We start from the raw sequence: 18,253 nt of genomic DNA, 5'->3' as shown, positions 1-18,253 counted from the left end.
CATCGGCATCGACGCCCGGCTGCTGGACTACACCGAGCACACCATGAGCGAGGGCGCCTCCGCGCGGGCCGCCTCGTACATCGAGTGCGCCATCGACGGCAAGGTGCTGTGGGGCATCGGCATCGGCCCCAACACCACCCGCGCCTCCCTGAGGGCGATCGTCTCCGCCGTCAACCGCGCTTACGGCAGATCCGTGTCCTCGCGGTCGGGGGACGCTCCGCGCAGAAGCCTCCACACCTCCCTGGCGGCCTGATCCGCCGTGGGCCCGCCGGACATGGAGACCCATTGGGTGAAGACCCCGACGAACGCGCCGGCGAGGTAGTGGGCGCGCAGTTCCGGGAAAGGCGCGGGCTCTCTTCCGTCACTGCCGCCGCTCTCCCCCGCCAGCTGCGCCGACACCTCCTCGGCCAGCAGTTCCCTGAGCCGATTGACGAAGCGCGCGGACCCGCCGGGGCCGAGCATCCGCCGGTACAGGGTCGCGTTCGTCCCCACGTGGCGGAACAGATCGACCAGTTCGTCCGGGGTGCGCTGCGCCGGGTGTGTGAGCGGGCACCGGGCGGCCGCGCGGGCGAGCCGGCCGACCTCCTCCTCCATGGCGTCCAGGAGCAGGGCGTCCCGGTCGCGGTAGTGCTGGTAGACGGTCGCGCGGTTGACGGTGGCGCGTTCGGCGATGTCGGCGATGGTCATGGATTCGACGTCCCGTTCCGCAGCGATCGCCAGCGCCGCCTCCCGGAGCAGGGCGCGGGTCCGCAGTACACGAGGGTCCACACGGTCGGCGGGGAGGGTCCTCTGCTTCGGCATGTCCGCCAGTGTACCCCTTGGACAACATGTGCCGACTAAGCGACTGGCGTCGTCCAACTGTCGGGTGCGTTCCTCCGGCCTGAAACCGGGCCGGGGCCGGGCAGTCAGGCACCGGAGGCGCACCGGGACGGCAGCGGCAGCGGACGGCCCCGGTCGTCCCAGGTACCGGCCCGGCTCCGCCGCGCGGGAGACCGAGGTGGCGCACTCGGCCGGCCCTTTCGGGCAGCCGCCGTCCGCCCTGCTCCTGTGGTGTGACGATCCGCCAGGCTGGGCGGCGTTGCCCAGCTCGGGGCGGCCCGGGATGGTTGGCCGCAGGAGCCCGCGCCCCGGCAGGTGCCGTGGCCGGTTCCGCGCGAGGTGACTTTTCCGCAAGACAACCGGAGAAGGAGAGGGTGAGGAATCGATGACCGTCGTCGAGGGACTGGCCGGCGCTCTGCCGTCCTACCGGGTGCGCCTCGACCGGGGGGCGATCCGGCGGTTCGCCACCGCGGTCGGTGCCACCGACGCGGTGCACCACGACGTCGAGGCGGCCCGTGCAGCCGGGCATCCGGACCTCGTGGCACCGCCGACCTACCTGTTCGGCCTCGACCTGGAGCACGGCAGGGTCTTCCGGCTGCTGGGCGAGGCCGGCCTGGACCCCGCTTCCTGCCTGCACGTGGAGCAGGAGTTCGCGTACGGCTCATCGCCCCACGCGGGGGAGACACTGGTCTTCCGGCCCCGGTTCGTCCCCCCTCCGGTGGCCCGCCGCGGCGCCATGCGGTTCGTCCAGCGGCGGACCGCAGTCGACCGGTCCGACGGGGAGCCGGTCGCCGTGCTGCGCCAACTGATCGCCGTACGTTCCAGCCGCGCCGGGGAGGAGGCGGCATGACCGCCCGGCCACCCTTCACCGCCCGCCCCGGAACCGAACTGCCCGTGCTTGTCTTGGCCGAGGTCACCCCGGAAGCGGTCCTGCAGTTCGCCCGCGCCTCCGGTGACACCAACCCCATCCACCTGGACCCCGCCGCCGCGCGGGCGGCCGGGATGCCGGACGTCATCGCGCACGGCATGCTCACCATGGCCTGGCTGGGCCGTCTGGTGACGTCCTGGGCCCCCTCGGAGCGGCTCCGCTCCCTGCGCGCGGCCTTCGTGGCGCCCGTACCGGTCGGCGACAGCCTCACCTGCGGCGGCACGGTGGCCGAGGTGCGGGAGGCGTCCGGCGAGTGGCACGCGTACCTCCGGCTCTTTGCTCGCCGCGGGGACGGCATGGCGGCCGTCCGCGGCCGGGCGGTCGTCGCTGTGGACCCGTACTGTTCCGAAGGGGGTACCGGTGGAAGAGGCTGATGTGCGCCGCTGTTCGGGGCGGCTGCTGTGGCCGGTGGGGCCTCTTCGCGGCAGGCCACGTCCGGGCGCCGGGCGGTGCTGTTCGCCGGCCACAGGTCTCTGACGGCCATGCGTTCTGTCGATGCCCGGCGGGAGGCCGGGGACACGGTCGTGGCCACGGCCGACGCCGAGTCCGCTGACGGTCCGTGGGAACTCGTCGTCGGCGGTGTACGGGTGCGTGCCTGGCGGGGGCGGTCGCCGGGCACGGCCGCGCCGGAGGACCTGCGGGTCCTCTCGGGCAGGGAGCTGGAGCGCTTCCACTCCTTCCGGGACCCGGCCGCGGCCGCCTGGTACGCGGGTGCCCACGCGTCGATGCGCCACCGGGTGGGACTCCTGCTGGGCACGGCGCCCGAACGGGTGGAGTTCGGGCGCAGCCCCTGTCCCGGTTGTGGTGAAACCGCCCACGGCAAGCCCGTGATCACCGCTCCCGAAACGTCTCTGCAGTTGAGCTTGTCCCGTTCCGGCCCGTACTGGCTGTGCGCCGTGGCGGAGGGCGCGGCGGTCGGTGCCGACATCGAGCGGCTGCGCCCACGGTACGCGCCGGGTCTGTTCGAGGCGGTGCTCAGCACGCCCGAGCTCGCACGCCTGGCGGCGAGGCCGGCGGATGCGAGGGCGGCAGAGTTCACCCGCCACTGGACCAGGAAGGAGGCGGTGGTCAAGGCCAGCGGCATCGGGGTGGCGACCGACCTGCGCCGCGTCCAGGTACGCACGGACCTGCCGGTCGCGCTGGTGCAACACCAGGGAGCGCCCTCGGGGCCGGCCGCCTGGTTCGTGTGGGACCTGCCCGCGGGGCCTGACTTCCTGTCGGCGCTCGCCGTACCGGCGGCCCTTCCGGGGTGAGCCGGGCCCGGACCCGGCTCACCCCGGCTCAGGACACCAGTAATCCCTCTTCCATCGCCCGCACCACCGCCATCGTGCGGTTAGGGCAGTTGAGCTTGGCCAGGACGTTGCTCACCAGCCGCTTGACCCCGTGTTCCGAGATGGCCAGGCGGCGTGCCACCTGCTTGTTGCTCAGCCCTTTGGCCAACAGGTCCAGAACCTGGAGTTCACGCGGCGTCAGGGCGGCCCCGCGCATATCCGGCAGGGCTGGGCGCGTCTTCCCCGCCCTGCCGAGCAGGGACCTGGCGAGGGTCACGGAGACGTACAGCTTTCCCTGGAGGACATCGGTGACGGCTCCCGTGAGGCTCCGGGTGTTGAGGTCCTGGCGGTCCACATAGCCCTGCCCGCACAGACGCGCGGCCCGGGCCACGTCCTGCTCGTCGGAGCCTTCCACCAGGATGAGGAACCGGGTGCCCCGGCCGCTCAGCTTCTCGACGGCTCCGGCGGGCCAGTTCCGGTCCGCCTCCCCCGCCGCGAGTATCAGCAGATCCGGTGAGGCTGCGGGGAGGTTCGCCACGGCCTCCTCCCCCGTCGCGAAGCAGTGCACCGGTGCGTCGGTCACGGTCAGGCGGATCATGGCCTCGATGCCGTACCGCTGAACCACGTCCTCCAGCACCACGCTGACGCGCGGACCGGTTCCGCCGCTTCTGTCCATGTTCTCGTCTTCCCCTCTTCGGGCGGTGGCAGCCCTGGCCGGCGAGGACCAGGGAGCACGAACGGGAGGTCCCGCCCGACTGCGGGCGGGACCGGCGAACCGGGAACTGGGAGAACATTCGTTCCCGCCAGAGGAGCATAAAACCGACCGGTGGGTTTTTTCAAGAGTTTCCCGCGCCCGCCCTCGCCTCGAAAAGGTCAATAACCCCGAAATATATATATATTCCCTCTCCGCGGTGGCATTGGCGGCTTCACCTGGATACCTGGAGGGATGTTTCTATTGAGCCGGAACTGTTGGGTTGCTTGTTCGTTGATCGGGTGTGGTCGAGGTTGGAGATGTGCGGCGGTTGACGCCTGCGGGGCGGGAAGTGGTGCGACTGCGGGTGGTGGCCGCGCTGGAGTCCGGTGCGGTGCGTACCTACCGGCAGGCGGCCGAGGTGTTCGGCGTCTCGGAGCGGTCGGTGGGCACCTGGTGGCGGGCTTACCGGGCCGGTGGGCGGGAGGCTCTGGCGGTGCGGCGGTCCCGGCGTCCGGGGCCGGAGGAGCTGATCAGCGCGGAGGAACGCGGTGTGCTGTTCCGGGCGATGGCGGACTACTCGCCCGGGGAGCTGCTGATCGGCGGCCCGTTGTGGACCCGGGTTGCGGTGCGGGAGCTGGTCCGGATGGTGACCGGGGTGGTGATGACCGAGCGGGGCGTGGGCAAGTGGCTGCGCCGGCATGGCTTCGCCCCGCAGCGCCCGGCCCGCCGCGCCTACCAGCAGCAGGAGGACAAGGTGCGCGCGTGGCTGGAGGAGGAGTACCCGGCCATCGCCGCCCGCGCGAGGGCGGAGAAGGCGGTGGTGGCCTGGGCCGACCAGTGCGGGCTGCGCTCGGACGCCGTCCCGCCGGGCCGTTCCTGGGCGCCGAAGGGCCGCACCCCGGTGGTGAGAGTCACCGGCCGCCGGCTGAGGATCAACGTCCTGTCCGCGATCGCCTCGCGCGGCGCGCTGTGGTTCACCGTCTTCACCGGCCGCTTCACCGCGAAGGTGTTCACCGCCTTCCTGGACCGGCTGGCCCGCCAGGCCGGGCGGAAGGTGCATGTGATCGCCGACCGGCACCCGGTCCACCGCTCCAGGGCCGTGACCGCCTGGCTCGCCGAGAACAGCGAGCGAATCGAACTGCACCTGATGCCCGGCTACAGTCCCGAACTCAACCCCGACGAGCTGCTGAACGCCGATATCAAGCGGCACGTCCACGCCTCCCGCGCCCGCTCGGCGGATGACCTCGCCGGCGAGACCCGCCGCTTCCTGTGGCGCCGCCAGCGCCAACCCCGCATCGTCCGCGGCTACTTCCACGCCCGCCACGTCCGCTACACGACCATGTAGGCAACTGAACAGTTCCGGCTCAATAACGTGAAGCGCCCGCCGGGGTGGACCGCACGGCTGTGCGGTCCACCCCGGCGGGCGATCGGCAGGCGTCCGGGCGCCCGTTCAGGCGGCCTGGGAGGTCCGCGGCGCTACCTGCGCCTGCGACGGACCGCCCGGAGCGCTCCCGCTCCCGCCCCTGGGCGAACGTCCGCCCGCCGTGACGACCAGCAGCACCACCAGCACCGTCTCCCCCACCGCGAGCAGGGGCAGGGACGCCGGGCCGTACAGGGAGAGCAGCAGGCCGCCGAGCACTCCGCCCAGGGAGGTGCCCAGATACATCGCACTGGCGTTGAGCGCCATCACCTCGTTGCCCGACCTCCCGGCCCGGCCCAACAGCCAGGCGGCGAGCGGGGGGTTGAGCATGCCGATGGCGAATGCCATGAACATCACCAGGACCACGAGCATCCAGAACGGGGTGGACCCCCAGATCACCATGGCGGACAGCGCGGCCATGACCGCGACCAGGACCCCGGCTCCAATGGCCACGGTGCGCAGGGGGCCCAGCTTGTCGCTGGCCACACCGCCGACCTGGGTGGCTACCACGCCGGCGAGACCCGCGAACACGAAGAGCACCGCGATGCCGCCGGTGCCCACACCACCCGCTGCCGAACTGATCGGGGCGATGTAGGTCATCATCATCATGCTGCCCGCCGAGAGCACCATCATCGCGCTCAGCCCACGCAGTACCGGTCCCCGTGTGACCGGCGCGAGCCGCTCGCGCAGCCCCGCGGTCGGCGGCAGTTCCAGCTCGGGCAGCAGTGCCAGCATGCTGGCGAGCACCAGGGCGCCGAGCCCGACGCACATCCAGAATGCCGCCTGCCAGCCCCACATGCTCCCGAACCAGGTGCCGAGCGGAACCCCGAGCAGCTGCGCCAGCATGATGCCGCCGCTGAGGACGCCGAGCACCCGGCCCCGCTGCCCCTCGGGCGGTACGGTGCCCGCTGCGGCGAAGCACATCGGAGTGACCGCGGCAGCCGCCATCGCGCTGGCCACCCGGGAGACGAGCAGGACCTCGTAGGAGGTGGTCACGGCCGCCACCGCGTTGCCCGCGATGAACAAGGCCATGCCGTAGACGGCAAGCCTGCGCCGGGGCACTCGGGAGGTCAGCACTGCCGCCACCGGCGCGGAGACCGCGTACACGATCGAGTAGACGGTCACCAGTTGGCCGGTGACCGACTCGCTTCTACCGATCCCCTCTGCCAGTTCGCGCAGGATGCCCGCGACGACGAAGTCGGCCGTGCCGAAGGTGAAGATCGCCAGCACCAGCGGTACAAGCCACGGTCCCATGAGTTCTGCCTCTCGTTGCGTCCGGGGGCGGTTCGGCCGACGAGGGCCGACTGCCGACGACTCACGGTATCCAACATAAGATGTCTATGCAACGTGTGTTGTTTAGGTTTCGCCGCGCCACACCGCACGGCACGACAGCCCCGGCGAAGATCCCACTCGAGGACCCGTTCCGGAACGCCCGGGCGGGCTGGACGAACGATGCCCGCAGGCCCCTGCGCCCCTCCCCGTTCGGACAGGTCACCGGAAGCCGTTGATCCCCCTGGAAACCGCCTAGGGTCCGGGAAAACACTGCTCGCCTTCGGAACCGGAGGAGAAGGGGAATTCATGTGCGGTATAACCGGATGGGTTTCGTTCGACCGTGAGCTGACAGCCCGCCAGGACGTCCTGGACGCCATGACGGCGACCATGTCCTGTCGCGGCCCGGACGCCAGCGGCGTCTGGACCTCGCGCCACGCGGCGGTCGGCCACAGCCGGCTGGCGATCATCGACCTGGAGGGCGGGCGCCAGCCCATGTCCACGGCGGTGGGCGGCGCGGAGATCGTCATCACCTACAGCGGCGAGGTCTACAACTTCCAAGAACTGCGTGGGTCCCTGACGGCCAAGGGGCACGAATTCACGACCCGTAGCGACACGGAGGTGGTGCTGCGCGCATACATCGAGTGGGGCGATGAATTCGTCGAAAAGCTGAACGGCATGTTCGCCTTCGCCGTCTGGGACTCCCGCTCGGAGCGGATGCTCCTGGTGCGCGACCGCGCCGGCGTGAAGCCCCTTTTCTACCAGCCCCTGCCCGACGGTGTGCTGTTCGGTTCCGAGCCGAAGGCCGTCCTCGCCCATCCGGAGGGGGACCGCAGGGTCGACGGTGAGGGGCTGCGGGAGATGTTCTCCTTCACACGCACCCCGGGCCACGCGGTGTGGCGGGGGATGCGGGAAGTGCGCCCGGGCACCGTGGTCGCCGTGGACCGCAACGGTGTTCGCGAGCGCACGTACTGGCGTCTGGAAGCGCGGGCGCACACCGACGGCCTGACCGCGACGACGACACGGATCCGCGAGCTGCTGGAGGACATCGCGGCCCGGCAGATGGTCTCGGACGTCCCTCGCTGCGTGCTGCTCTCCGGCGGCCTCGACTCAAGCGCCCTGACGGCTCTGGCCGCCGCCGGGCTCCGCCGCGGGCGGGACGACTCGCCGGTGCGCACGTTCGCCGTCGACTTCGCGAACGGTGCCGAGACCTTCCGGGCAACCCGGCTGCGTGAAACCCCCGACGCCCCCTACATCCGGGATGTGGTCACCCACGTCGGCACCGATCACCACGACATCGTGCTCGACTCCCGCGACATGGCGGCCCCGCAGGTGCGGCGCCGCACCGTGCGCGCGCGGGATCTCCCCGGGGTCCACGGTGACATGGACCTCTCTCTGCACCTGCTCTTCCGTGCGGTCAGCCGGGAGTCGACGGTCGCGCTGTCCGGCGAGGCGGCCGACGAACTGTTCGGCGGGTACCTGTGGTTCCACGACCCGGCCGCCCAGCGAGCTGAGACTTTCCCCTGGACGGCCGTCTTCGGGGACGCCGAGCAGGAGGCCCTCAAGCTGCTGCGCCCTGAGGTCCGGCAGCGTCTGGGCCTGGCCGAGTACGCGCGCCAGCGGTACTCCGAGGCCGTCGCCGAGGTCCCCCGCCTGCCGGGCGAGGAGGGTCTGGAGCTGCGGATGCGGCGCATCGGCTATCTCAACCTCACCCGGTGGATGCCCTCCCTGCTGGAGCGGAAGGACCGGATGAGCATGGCCACGGGTCTGGAGGTCCGGGTACCGTTCTGCGACCACCGCCTCACCGAGTACGTCTTCAACACCCCCTGGAGCATGAAGACGTTCGACGGCCGGGAGAAGAGCCTGTTGCGGGCAGCCGTACGGGATCTGCTTCCGGCGTCGGTGGCCGACCGCAGGAAGAGCCCCTACCCCTCGACCCAGGACCCTTTCTACCAGCAGGAGTTGCAGCAGCAGGCCAAGCAGGTGCTGGCCGACGCGGATGACACGCTGTTCGGCCTGGTCAGCAGGGAATGGCTGGCCGGGGCCGTCGGTGGCGATCCGGGGACCATGAGCATCTCCGTGCGGCACGGCCTGGAGCGGGTGCTGGAGTTGTCGGCGTGGATCGATCTGTACAGTCCGGACATCACCCTGGCCTGACCCGTTCGGCCGCAGCGGGCCGAAGCTTCAGCACTCCCCGGGCGAGCGCCGGAGCTCGGCCCGGACCTCCGTGCGAGGCCGGTTCCCCGGACCAGCCGTGGTCCGGAGAACCGGCGCTTTTCGCAGGGGGCGGGAAAGGGTCTCCGTCCGCCGGAGGCGTGTCCCGCGCGGTTCAGGCCGAGGTCGCGCGGCGGAAGGCCTCGGCGGCCTTGTCCATGAACACGGACCGGTTCTCCCGTACCCAGCGGTTGGACTCGTGGAGGCTGCGGGCGCGGCCGTTGAAGTGGGGGGCGACGAAGCGGGTGAGCAGTTCGAAGCTGTGCAGGGTCGCCCCGCGGGACGCCCAGTCGTTCACGGCCACGAGGAGCCGACCGAACCCTCCGGTCCGCTCCGCCAGGCGCTCGACGGCCTCAACGCAGTCCTCGACGGAACCGATGAGCGCGGCCCCCGCCTCCACCATGGCCTCCACCTCCTCGCCCGCGGGCACCCCCGGGAACTCCACCGGCAGACCGAGTGTGTCCCTGAAGTAGCCGTAGGCGAAGCGCCGGAAACCCTCGCGGACGTCGGCGTAGGCCTGCTTGGTGGTCTCGGCGACGTGCACCGGCAAGACGATCCTCCAGCGGCTGCGGTCCATGGTCCGGCCGTGCTCGGCGGCTTCCTGTTCCGCGTGCGCCCACTGCCCTGCCAGGTCGATCGCCGGCGCGCCAGGCACTGGCGCGCCGAAGGACAGCGGGCTGAGTCCGTACCGGCCCGCCAGGCGCATGCCCGACGGGGAGGAAGCGCTGGAGACCGCGAGTTCCAGGTCGCCGGAGTACGGGGCCAGGTGCAGCCGGGCGTCGCGCAGGGTGAACCAGTCCGTCGACCGAGTCACCGCCTCGCCGCGCAGCAGGGGATCGATCACCTCCAGCGCCTCGGCCGCCATCCGCCGTGTGTCCACGGCCTCGACGCCCAGCATGTGGGCGTCCGCCGGCGAGGAGCCCGCGCCGATGCCGAACATGACCCGCCCCCGCGTCATGTGGTCGAGCTGGACGATGCGCGAGGCAGCGTGGAAGGGGTGGTGGTAGGGCAGGCTCACTACTCCGGTGCCGAGCCGTATGCGGCGGGTGCGCTCGGCGGCCGCCGCGAGGAAGATTTCCGGCGAGCTGACGGTCCCCCAGCCTCCGGAGTGGTGCTCCCCCACCCACACCTCCTCCAGTCCCAGTTCGTCGAGCCACGAGATGAGCTGGAGGTCGCGCCACATCTGCAGGTCGGGAGCCTCGCCCAGCGGGTGCAGCGGAGAGATGAACGCCCCGAAGCCGATCGTTGAGATGGTCATGTGTGTCTCCCTCGGAGGTGACGGAATCAGCGAGGCGGACCACCTTGTCCGGGTCCTCGGGGACTCCGGCGGTCGATCCGGAAAGGCGGGGGCGCCCGAGGACAGGAGCGGGCGACGCGTCGGCGGGTCGCGCCGCGCGGCACCCGCCCATCGGTGGAGCCGATGGCGCCGGGTGGTGCCCCGGTACGGTCGGCTCCCTGCGTCACCCGCGGGTGATACGGCCACCGGTGTCCTCGTGGGCCCGGTGGCCACCGGCGGGTGTCGGGCCCGGCCTGATGTGCCGGCCAAAACGATCGCCGGTGCCCGCGGTACCCGGCAATGCCCATCGAGGCTGGAAGACGGTGGGGGCCCGCGAGCCTCGGTGCGGCCGGTCGGGCAGCCCGCACGGGGCTTCCCCCGGCGCGGCCCTTCCGGAACGGCGGTGTGGAGCCGCCGGCGTCGCCGGTCGGGCCGCCGAGACTCTATGCACAACATATGTTGTTTAGATGACTTGCGTCGTTTAGTCTTGCGGCATGCGAATCGAGATCTGGGCAGACGTCGTCTGCGCGTGGGCGTACATCGGCAAGCGGCGCCTGGAGCGGGCGTTGGCCGGCCGGAGCGACGCGGAGGTCGTCTGGCGGCCCTTCCGGATCGACCCGACCGCTCCGGCCCGGGCCGTTCCACTGGAGGAGGCGCTGCGCGACCCCCTCATGGACGAGGCGCTGCGCGCCTGCGCGCCGGGACTGTCCCCGGAGCGGAACCGGGTGCGGATCTCACAGGTGGCCGCCCGCGAGGGCCTGGGTCCGACCTGGGGTTCCAAATGGCGTGTCAGCAGCCACGACGCCCACCGGCTGATCGCCCTGGCCCACGAGCACGGCGGCCCGCCCGTGCAGGACGCCGTGGCCGAGGGCGTGCTGCGGGCGAACTTCGTCGAGGGCCTGGACATCGGCGACCGGGCGGTCCTCGGCGAGGTGGCCGCGGCGGCCGGGTTCCCCCTCGGTGCGAGGCTGCTGGAGGGCGGCGCGGGCGAGACCCTCGTACGCGAACTGCTGCTCCAGGGCAGGGCCCGGGGGGTGCGCACCTCGCCCACCCTCGTCGTGGGCGGCCGGGCGCTGGCGGGCGCCCAGCCGCCGGAGGCGATCGCGGACTTCCTGCGCGGCGGCGGGCGCGAGCGCTCCGCCCCCGCCGAGGTCGAGCGGATGCGGTGGGCCGAGTCGCTCATGGACCAGCGCGACCCGCTGGGAGCCCTGGTGATGCTCCGTCCGCTGCTGGAGGAGTTCGGCGAGGATCGCGGGGTCCGGCTGCTGGCCGCCCGGGCCTACTTCGCCTCCGCCCAGCTGAAGCGGGCCGAAGCCGTTCTGGAATCACTGGTCGAGGAGTTCCCGGGCGACCTGTACGCACGAATGCTGTACGGACGCACCCTGGAGCGCCGGGGCCGCGACGAGGAGGCCCGCCCCCACCTGCGGCTGGCGGCCGCCGCGGACGGCTGAAGACCCGGGCCCGGCGGGCGCCGGCCCCGGCGGAAGGAGCGGGGCGGGGTCAGGCCATACACGGCCCGGAGTACTCCGCTCGCTGCCCTCGGTACCAGGGAGCGGCGGTGGCGAAGCGTTCGGGGAAGCCCGGCCCGGGGCCCAGCCCCAAGCGCTCCCAGATCCGGCCGCTCTCGCACCAGTGGTCCTCGGTGAGGAGCATGCGCTGGTGCCGGGTGAGCTCGGGACACTCCCGCTCGATGCGTGCCGTGTGCTCGCGGGCCGACATCTCCTCTTCGGACAGGGGCAGGCCGAGCGCCCGGCAGACGGCGCGCACCAGCGTCCGCGCCGGCAGGGGCTCGGGATGGTTGACGTGGTGGACCGGCCCGAGCCCCGGCGGCCACGGGGAGCGCGCCAGCGCGTCGACGACACGGGCCAGGTCGTCAACCGCTATCAGGGACAGTCGGTTGGCGGGCGCCGACGGCCACACCGGGACCCGGCCGAGCACTCGTGCGAGTGCCGGGACGAACCACCGATCGCCCCGGCCGTAGACAAGGTTAGGGCGCAGCACGATCCCTCCCGCCTTCCGCACGGCCTCCTCCGCCCGTCTCCGCGACGCGCTCGCCGCGGAGACGGGCGCCAGCGGCAGGTCCCCCTCCGCCTCCCCCCTGTGCGGCCCCACTCCGTATACCGAGGCCGTGCTCATGTAGACGATCCGATCGGTGCCCGCACGTTCGGCCTCCGCCAGGAGAGCGCGGGTGCCGTGGTCGTTGACGGCGGTACACAGCCGCGGGTCGCGCCCCAGGTGACTGACTAGGTGCAGCACGGTGGACACACCGTCGCAGCATCCTCGTAGGGACGCGGGGCCGGTGAGGTCGCCGGTGAAGTACTCCACCCCGGCGGTTTCCGCTCCCCCGGCCCCCCGCCGCGAAAGCAGCCGCAGCCGCGGCCGGAGGCCGTCGCCGTCCGGGCCCGCCGACAGCGCACGCACGACGGCTCCGCCGATGAATCCGGTCCCGCCCACGAGGAGCACCGTGTCGGCGCGTTCCGTAGTGCGGGGCACCGTGGTCGCCGCCCGCCGCATCTCAGGCCGTCGGCAGGATGTCGATATCGCAACGGGCCGCCAGGGCACCGCCCTGGTGGAACGAGACCCTGACGCGGTCCCGCCCCCGGGCGTCACGGCCCACGACGTCCGCCGAGACCAGGCAGAGAGGATCGAACTCGACGTACTGCTCGAACTCCCCCGCGCACCCCACCAGCAAGCCTCCGGGCTGCCCGAGGGCCGCGAGCGCGGCCTGCCGCCCGGCCTCCATCACGACCATGCCGGGTATGTGGTCGACCGGGTGGTCGAAGAGCACGGGGTGATCGGGCTCGGCGCGCAGCGTCCACACCCCTGCGACCCCGGTCTCGCCCAGTACCACGTCGGCCTCGTCCGCCCGGCCGACCAGTTCCGGCACGACCGGGTCGGCCGCGGCCTTCGGCAGGACCGCGCCGACCCGGTCGCCGCGCAGCCTCCGGTACAGTGCCTGCGGCACACAGGACCCACCCATCCGGCCCGAGCCGATATGTCGGCCGTCCCTGTGGCACTCCACCTCGTACTCGTAACTGACGGACCTTCCTCTGCGCGTGACGTCGTGAACCCTGACCATGAGGACGATCTCCGCCGGCCTGTCGTCCAGCCGCGCCCCATCCTCGGACATCTCGAAGGAGGCGTGCTTGCTGAGGAAGCAGTGGCCGAGCGGAACGTCCAGCACTTCATGGCCGAGGAGGATGCCGGCCTGGCGAATCGTTTCCGCGAGCAGCATCGGATCGTGCCAGCGTCCCGACACCGGGCTGTAGTAGCTGTGCCCCCTCGACCACTGCGCTCCCACCTGGTGGACGCCACCGGCGCGCCGCGCACCTGTGATCAGCACTTCCGAGACGGCGGCGCGATGCACCAGCCGCCGGGGGACGGTCTGTTCGAACAGTTCGGGCCCTGCGACAGCGGAAGTAGATACCGGAGAGTCTGCTTTGGTGAACGCGCGCATGCATGCCCCCTCTGAAGTCGTGATGCCGGACAGACGCCAACCGGCGAGAGACCGCTAACTCCCCTGATTCACGATCCTCAATCGTACTAGCCGCCTGGTTTTTTTCTCAGTTCCGGAGCGGGTTGACCCGAAAGCGTTCCCAGCATGCGCGGATCGTACGGGCCGCCCGGCCGACCGAGGGGAGAAGCAGAAGGTCAGCGGGGCTCACGGCGGCTCCACACGGACGCCTTGAGGCCGCTCCAGCGCACACTTTCAGCCGGTTCCGGAGGTCCGCGTCTCTTCAGTGTCCGGAGCCGCCGCCCGGAGGGCCCGGAGACTCCCCGGGGACACCAGAAGGGGCAGCAGGAGTCCCCACAGGCCGCTCAACCACCGCTCCGCCTGCGGGTAGGGCTTCCCCATCCAGGCCAGCGTCTCCACTCCCGACACCACCGCCGTCACCGCGGACCGGGCCAGGTCGTCGGTGACGGTACGGGAGAGCTCGCCTCGCCCACGGGCCTCGTCCAGCAATCCCCAGACCCGGCCGAGCCAGAGCTCGTGGAAGTCTGGCGGCACCGCACCGGCCCCGCGCCGCTCGTGCGCCAGGCGCACCCCGGCGCGGGCGAAGGGGTCCTCACGCAGGAGCAGACCGAGTCGGTACGTCAGGTCGACCAGGATCTGCAGCGGAGAACGCCCCGCGCCGCGCAGCTCCTCCACCAGGGAGTCCAGGTCGTCCACGCACCGCTGCCGGACCGCGTCGGCCAGTTCGTCCTTGGTCGCGAAGTGGAAGAAGAGGGCCCCTTTGGTGACACCCGCGGAACCGCTGATACGCAACAGGGTGGCGCCAGCGAAGCCGTGCCGCTCGAACTCCTCGGCCGCGGCCCGCACCAACTGCTCCAGAGTGCGCTTCGAGCGCTCCTGCTTCACCATCAGTCAACCTCACAGGGAGCCCACCATTCAATAAAAAACCATCTTCCTGGTTTCTGTCGAGATGGTGAACCCTGGAGGGCGGCCCTGTGCGGTGTGGTGGCGCCCGGTGGCCAGCACCCTGTACGCACGGCCCGGGCTAAAAAGTGCCTCTATGGGCTTCGTCAAGCTGTAGCCGGGGTGGGTGACTGGTAGAAGGTGCCGTCGCGAAGCATCTCGAAGAGGACGTCGATGCGGCGTCGGGCGAGTGTGATGAGGGCCGCGACGTGGTGTTTGCCCTCGCAGCGTTTCCGGTCGTAGTAGGCGCGGGACTCAGGCTGGGAGAGCGAGGCGAACGCGTCACGGGCATCGGTCTTGGCCTCACCAGGGTAAAGATCGGCGATCCGCCGCATGGTCAGCCCGGGCAGGTAGGCGACCTGGCAGCCCGCACCCCGGGCGACTGCCAGGGGCAGAGCTCCGATGGAAGCCGGCTGGTCGACGACCATCAGCACGGTCCCGTGCTTGGCCTGCAGCTAGTCGAACAGTTCCCGCAGCCTCGGCTCGCTGTTGGGCAACGGCTTGTCGAACACCTTCTTCCCAGCACGGTTGACGGCGACGGCGTGATGTTCGCCCTTGCCGACATCCAGCCCCAGATAGACGCCGACACCAGATTCATCCGTCACGACCGTCGCTCCCGCCCTCGCCTGTTCCCTGGCCTCACCTGCGGCATCAGCGTGCCGGCATCCACGTTACGAAGAGACTGCCGTACCCGGTTGAGGGATCGGCGCTCGTGCCTCTAATCAGCGGCCTGCCAATGCCTCCGACACCGGCGACACCACCTTTTCGATCATCTCGACTGGGGGCTCAAGTCATACCGGGGCCGAAGGCCGGGAGCCTCCTTGCGAGACCACGAAGAAGGTAACGGAGGCTACTCAGCTTCCGCGGCGGTCCGCTCGACCTCGGCCATCACGCAGGCGCCGCGCCCCGGGGCCATGTCCAGCACGGCCAGGACCCCGGGTACCGCGATCCCCGGCATCAGGTGCCTGTACAGGGAGGAAACCTGCTGCTCCAGCCGGTCGAAGCTGCCGACCGACTGGGACATCATGTTGACTCCGGTGTACGCCCCCACGAAGATGGCCGCGGTGTCCTCCGGAACAACGTGCGGCAGGAGCTCCCCCTGGCCTCTCGCCTCCCTGAGCAACCGGGTGACCAGGTCACTCCAGCCCAGGTAGGGGCCGCTGCGGTTGAGCCTCCACCCGCCGCGGTCAAGAGTGAGACGGACACTGCCCCGCAGCAGCGGGTCGTGGACCAACCGGTAGGCGAGGGTCATCCCGTAGTCCACCAGCTCCTGCAGTTTGGGGGACCGGGACGGATACGTCGGCGCGTTCTCGAACTGGGCGCTGATCACCGCCAGAGCCAGTTCCTCCTTCGACGCGAAGTGGAAGTACAACGCCCCCTTGGTCACCCGGGCACGGCTGATGATCTCGGAGAGCTTGGCGGCTTCGTAGCCATGTTCCTCAAACACGATCGCCGCAGCCTCGAGGATCGCACGGCGCGTACGGATCGCGCGGTCCTGCTTCACTGCTGCGCGTTCCGCCGGCATCTGCCACCTCCCTCACCCCCCGCTGAGGCTGCCGCCCGCGCGAGGCAATACCCGCCAACGCTTCCCTGCTGCTTGGGTTTCCTGAAACATACCGGAAGTCCGATCACTGAGCGACTCTGTCAGGGATCTTGGAATTCTCGGGACGAAGGCTGATGGCGCTTGGAAAACTCCGGACGGTCCTGCGTAGTTCCGTCCTCCTGAGGTGATCAGTGTCCGTTCGTCCCCGGCCCGGTGCGGTAGTCCCCCAGCTCACAGCCCGGATGGCGCGGGCGGCAACCCCAGCGGCACCACGGCGATGCAGGTACGTGATCGCCTCCACGGGCTCTGGGACGACAGAGACCTCGCTTCCTGGTGCCCACGCCCCCCGTGGGCACCAAGCAAGAACAGCAAACCGCTCCGGCCAGCGCGGCTCCACAATCGCCTCGCCCGGCCCGGAACGCGGCACCGACCGCGCAGCACCGGGGCGAGGTGGCGGCGGGCTTCGGCCAGCGCCGCAGAGACACACCGCGGACCGGACCCGCGCCTGGACTCTGCTGCCGTCGGTGCTCTGCCGCGGGTATGAGCTTGACTCTGTCGGGGATCTTGGAGTTTCCGAGGTCAGGTGCCCAGGGTGCGCCAGGATTTGGGACTGTAAAACGTTCGGTGTAACTCCTGAGCAAGGAAGATGCATCGATGACCAGTGAGAACGAGACCGAGACCGAGACCGTCAAGGCCGTCGAGCCGCAGTCGGCGAGGGGTGTGGACAACCAGCTGATCGACGAGCTGGTGGGCCGCGCTCAGGCCGAGGGCCTGCAGCTGACCGGCGAGGGCGGGCTGTTCCAGCAGTTGACCAAGCGGCTGCTGGAGTCCGCTCTCGAAGGCGAGATCACCGACCACCTCGGCTATGGCAAGCACGACCCGGCCGGGAAGAACGGCGGCAACAGCCGCAACGGCACCCGGGCCAAGACCGTGCTGACGGACGTCGGCCCGGTGGAGACAGCCGTGCCCCGCGACCGCGAGGGCAGCTTCAAGCCGAAGATCGTCAAGAAGAGGCAGAAGCGCCTGACCGGCGTGGACGAGATGGTGATCTCTCTGTCCGCGAAAGGTCTGACGACCGGTGAGGTCCAGGCCCATCTGGCCGAGGTCTATGGCGCCGACGTCTCCCGGCAGACGATCTCCACGATCACCGACAAGGTCATGGACGGCATGGCCGAGTGGCAGAACCGGCCCCTGGACGCCGTCTATCCGGTGGTCTTCATCGACGCGAGCCACGTCAAGATCCGCGACGGTGCCGTGGCCAACCGGCCGATCTATGTGGCCCTGGCCGTCACCGTCGAGGGCCGGCGGGACATCCTGGGCCTGTGGGCCGGCGACGGTGGAGAGGGCGCCAAGCACTGGATGCACATTCTCACCGAGCTCAAGAACCGCGGCGTGAACGACGTCCTCATGCTCGTCTGCGACGGGCTCAAGGGCCTGCCCGAGGCCGTGGAGACCGTCTGGCCGCGAACGACCGTCCAGACCTGCGTGGTCCACCTGCTGCGGAACTCCTTCCGCTACGCCGCCCGCCAGGACTGGGACAAGATCGCCAAGCTTCTCAAGCCGGTCTACACCGCGGCGACCGAGGAAGCCGCACTCGAGCGGTTCGCCGAGTTCGCCGACGCGTGGGGCAAGAAGTATCCGGCGATCGTCCGGCTCTGGGAGAACGCGTGGGTGGGGGTGCCCCCGGACGGAGTCTGGGGGAGAGTTCACCCCGTTTCTCCGGTTCGACACCGAGATCCGCCGCATCGTCTGCACCACCAACGCCATCGAGTCGGTGAACGCCAGGATCCGGCGAGCGGTCAAGGCCCGCGGCCACTTCCCGAACGAGCAGGCCGCGTTGAAGTGCGTCTGGCCATCATGTCGCTGGACCCCACCGGCAAGGGCCAGGCCCGCTGGACCATGCGCTGGAAGACCGCCCTGAATGCCTTCGACATCACCTTCGACGGCCGTCTGTCGGCAGCCCGTCAGTAACCCTCAACAACCTTGTTTACACCGCTCGTTTGACAGACCCCGACCTGGACACCCTGCGCACCGACCTGGAAGCCCTCCACCTCACCACCGACCTCCTCCACCAGATCGGCCAGGCGTTCACCACGGTCGGCGACCAGGCACGCCGGCGGATGCGGCAGCACCCACCCCACGAGCCCGGCCGCGCACCACACCCACACCACCCAGACGAGCACCACCGGCCCGAGGCCGGCCCCGGCCCAACACCCGGCGCCCGCCGGTGAACCACCCCCGGTACGGCGGCGCGCCGAAGGTGCCCTCGGCCACGGGCAAACCGGCCGGACAAGGGGCGGCCCAGGAGCAAAGCGGATGCTGCCGGGGTGGTCGGTCAGACCGCGGACCAGGGGTGCCTTCGCACGGTGGGCCCGGCCCGCATCGCTTCACGCGTGCGGGCC

At 70.8% G+C, this 18,253-nt stretch carries 16 protein-coding genes and 2 pseudogenes; 9 read left to right on the top strand and 9 right to left on the bottom strand.

Features of this window, described 5'->3' with window-relative positions:
• Nucleotides 1–253 (top strand): alpha-isopropylmalate synthase regulatory domain-containing protein (locus tag LJ221_RS16195; protein WP_302852016.1); only part of this gene is annotated, 253 nt, incomplete at its 5' end.
• On the opposite strand, the gene LJ221_RS16190 is transcribed toward LJ221_RS16195, so the two are convergent.
• On the bottom strand, nucleotides 181–801 hold the full coding sequence (locus LJ221_RS16190) for a TetR/AcrR family transcriptional regulator (RefSeq protein ID WP_241717441.1): 621 nt from the start codon (nucleotides 799–801) through the stop codon (nucleotides 181–183). The two genes, LJ221_RS16195 and LJ221_RS16190, sit on opposite strands and share 73 nt — an antisense overlap.
• A 403-nt stretch (nucleotides 802–1,204) precedes the next feature.
• On the opposite strand from LJ221_RS16190, the gene LJ221_RS16185 reads away from it, so the two are divergent.
• The 3 genes from LJ221_RS16185 (at nucleotide 1,205) to LJ221_RS16175 (ending at nucleotide 3,000) form a co-directional block, all read left to right on the top strand.
• Nucleotides 1,205–1,669, top strand: a complete 465-nt coding sequence (locus LJ221_RS16185) for a MaoC family dehydratase N-terminal domain-containing protein (protein WP_241717440.1) — start codon at nucleotides 1,205–1,207, stop codon at nucleotides 1,667–1,669.
• A complete protein-coding gene (locus LJ221_RS16180; protein ID WP_241717439.1) occupies nucleotides 1,666–2,121 on the top strand; it encodes a MaoC/PaaZ C-terminal domain-containing protein in 456 nt (151 codons plus the stop codon). The genes LJ221_RS16185 and LJ221_RS16180 overlap by 4 nt, the downstream gene beginning before the upstream one ends.
• 108 nt (nucleotides 2,122–2,229) lie before the next feature.
• Entirely contained in the window at nucleotides 2,230–3,000 is a 771-nt protein-coding gene (locus LJ221_RS16175) for a 4'-phosphopantetheinyl transferase superfamily protein (RefSeq protein ID WP_241717438.1), read from the top strand.
• 28 nt (nucleotides 3,001–3,028) lie between these two features.
• Here the strand turns inward: LJ221_RS16175 and LJ221_RS16170 are convergent, their stop codons facing one another.
• On the bottom strand, nucleotides 3,029–3,694 hold the full coding sequence (locus LJ221_RS16170; RefSeq protein ID WP_241717437.1) for a response regulator transcription factor: 666 nt from the start codon (nucleotides 3,692–3,694) through the stop codon (nucleotides 3,029–3,031).
• 337 nt (nucleotides 3,695–4,031) lie between these two features.
• Between LJ221_RS16170 and LJ221_RS16165 the strand changes: the two genes are divergently transcribed.
• On the top strand, nucleotides 4,032–5,057 hold the full coding sequence (locus tag LJ221_RS16165; RefSeq protein ID WP_308314796.1) for an IS630 family transposase: 1,026 nt from the start codon (nucleotides 4,032–4,034) through the stop codon (nucleotides 5,055–5,057).
• Between the two features lie 105 nt (nucleotides 5,058–5,162).
• On the opposite strand, the gene LJ221_RS16160 is transcribed toward LJ221_RS16165, so the two are convergent.
• Nucleotides 5,163–6,386: an MFS transporter gene (locus LJ221_RS16160; protein ID WP_241717435.1), complete on the bottom strand. Its 1,224-nt coding sequence runs from the start codon at nucleotides 6,384–6,386 to the stop codon at nucleotides 5,163–5,165.
• A gap of 324 nt (nucleotides 6,387–6,710) precedes the next feature.
• Between LJ221_RS16160 and asnB the strand changes: the two genes are divergently transcribed.
• Nucleotides 6,711–8,558 (top strand): asparagine synthase (glutamine-hydrolyzing), encoded by a 1,848-nt coding sequence (gene asnB, locus LJ221_RS16155; protein ID WP_241717434.1) that lies wholly within the window; start codon nucleotides 6,711–6,713, stop codon nucleotides 8,556–8,558.
• A 172-nt stretch (nucleotides 8,559–8,730) separates the two neighbouring features.
• On the opposite strand, the gene LJ221_RS16150 is transcribed toward asnB, so the two are convergent.
• On the bottom strand, nucleotides 8,731–9,873 hold the full coding sequence (locus LJ221_RS16150) for an LLM class flavin-dependent oxidoreductase (protein ID WP_241717433.1): 1,143 nt from the start codon (nucleotides 9,871–9,873) through the stop codon (nucleotides 8,731–8,733).
• 512 nt (nucleotides 9,874–10,385) lie between these two features.
• On the opposite strand from LJ221_RS16150, the gene LJ221_RS16145 reads away from it, so the two are divergent.
• Nucleotides 10,386–11,342, top strand: a complete 957-nt coding sequence (locus LJ221_RS16145; RefSeq protein ID WP_241717432.1) for a DsbA family oxidoreductase — start codon at nucleotides 10,386–10,388, stop codon at nucleotides 11,340–11,342.
• A 49-nt stretch (nucleotides 11,343–11,391) separates the two neighbouring features.
• On the opposite strand, the gene LJ221_RS16140 is transcribed toward LJ221_RS16145, so the two are convergent.
• The 5 genes and pseudogenes from LJ221_RS16140 to LJ221_RS16120 form a co-directional block, all read right to left on the bottom strand.
• Nucleotides 11,392–12,345, bottom strand: a complete 954-nt coding sequence (locus LJ221_RS16140) for an NAD(P)-dependent oxidoreductase (RefSeq protein ID WP_241717431.1) — start codon at nucleotides 12,343–12,345, stop codon at nucleotides 11,392–11,394.
• A gap of 61 nt (nucleotides 12,346–12,406) precedes the next feature.
• Entirely contained in the window at nucleotides 12,407–13,348 is a 942-nt protein-coding gene (locus LJ221_RS16135; RefSeq protein ID WP_241717430.1) for a ScbA/BarX family gamma-butyrolactone biosynthesis protein, read from the bottom strand.
• Between the two features lie 252 nt (nucleotides 13,349–13,600).
• Nucleotides 13,601–14,254 (bottom strand): ScbR family autoregulator-binding transcription factor, encoded by a 654-nt coding sequence (locus LJ221_RS16130; RefSeq protein WP_241717429.1) that lies wholly within the window; start codon nucleotides 14,252–14,254, stop codon nucleotides 13,601–13,603.
• 161 nt (nucleotides 14,255–14,415) lie between these two features.
• Nucleotides 14,416–14,913, bottom strand: a pseudogene (locus tag LJ221_RS16125) (transposase).
• Nucleotides 14,914–15,158: 245 nt separating this feature from the next.
• On the bottom strand, nucleotides 15,159–15,833 hold the full coding sequence (locus LJ221_RS16120) for a ScbR family autoregulator-binding transcription factor (RefSeq protein WP_241717428.1): 675 nt from the start codon (nucleotides 15,831–15,833) through the stop codon (nucleotides 15,159–15,161).
• 672 nt (nucleotides 15,834–16,505) lie between these two features.
• Between LJ221_RS16120 and LJ221_RS16115 the strand changes: the two are divergent.
• Nucleotides 16,506–17,822: pseudogene (locus tag LJ221_RS16115) on the top strand (IS256 family transposase).
• A gap of 29 nt (nucleotides 17,823–17,851) precedes the next feature.
• Nucleotides 17,852–18,082, top strand: a complete 231-nt coding sequence (locus LJ221_RS16110; protein ID WP_241717427.1) for a hypothetical protein — start codon at nucleotides 17,852–17,854, stop codon at nucleotides 18,080–18,082.
• Nucleotides 18,083–18,253 lie beyond the last annotated feature (171 nt).

Source organism: Streptomyces sp. CNQ085 (genome assembly GCF_022614595.1).
Lineage (GTDB): Bacteria > Actinomycetota > Actinomycetes > Streptomycetales > Streptomycetaceae > Streptomyces.
Note: the sequence above shows the minus strand (reverse complement) of the source record. Positions and strands in the feature narration are given on the sequence as shown.

What these genes read in the sequence shown, in the direction of transcription:
- LJ221_RS16190 (WP_241717441.1), bottom strand. Translation starts at nt 801, where the DNA reads ATGCCGAAGCAGAGGACCCTCCCCGCCGACCGTGTGGACCCTCGTGTA.
- LJ221_RS16185 (WP_241717440.1), top strand. Translation starts at nt 1,205, where the DNA reads ATGACCGTCGTCGAGGGACTGGCCGGCGCTCTGCCGTCCTACCGGGTG.
- LJ221_RS16180 (WP_241717439.1), top strand. Translation starts at nt 1,666, where the DNA reads ATGACCGCCCGGCCACCCTTCACCGCCCGCCCCGGAACCGAACTGCCC.
- LJ221_RS16175 (WP_241717438.1), top strand. Translation starts at nt 2,230, where the DNA reads ATGCGTTCTGTCGATGCCCGGCGGGAGGCCGGGGACACGGTCGTGGCC.
- LJ221_RS16170 (WP_241717437.1), bottom strand. Translation starts at nt 3,694, where the DNA reads ATGGACAGAAGCGGCGGAACCGGTCCGCGCGTCAGCGTGGTGCTGGAG.
- LJ221_RS16160 (WP_241717435.1), bottom strand. Translation starts at nt 6,386, where the DNA reads ATGGGACCGTGGCTTGTACCGCTGGTGCTGGCGATCTTCACCTTCGGC.
- asnB (WP_241717434.1), top strand. Translation starts at nt 6,711, where the DNA reads ATGTGCGGTATAACCGGATGGGTTTCGTTCGACCGTGAGCTGACAGCC.
- LJ221_RS16150 (WP_241717433.1), bottom strand. Translation starts at nt 9,873, where the DNA reads ATGACCATCTCAACGATCGGCTTCGGGGCGTTCATCTCTCCGCTGCAC.
- LJ221_RS16145 (WP_241717432.1), top strand. Translation starts at nt 10,386, where the DNA reads ATGCGAATCGAGATCTGGGCAGACGTCGTCTGCGCGTGGGCGTACATC.
- LJ221_RS16135 (WP_241717430.1), bottom strand. Translation starts at nt 13,348, where the DNA reads ATGCGCGCGTTCACCAAAGCAGACTCTCCGGTATCTACTTCCGCTGTC.
- LJ221_RS16130 (WP_241717429.1), bottom strand. Translation starts at nt 14,254, where the DNA reads ATGGTGAAGCAGGAGCGCTCGAAGCGCACTCTGGAGCAGTTGGTGCGG.
- LJ221_RS16120 (WP_241717428.1), bottom strand. Translation starts at nt 15,833, where the DNA reads ATGCCGGCGGAACGCGCAGCAGTGAAGCAGGACCGCGCGATCCGTACG.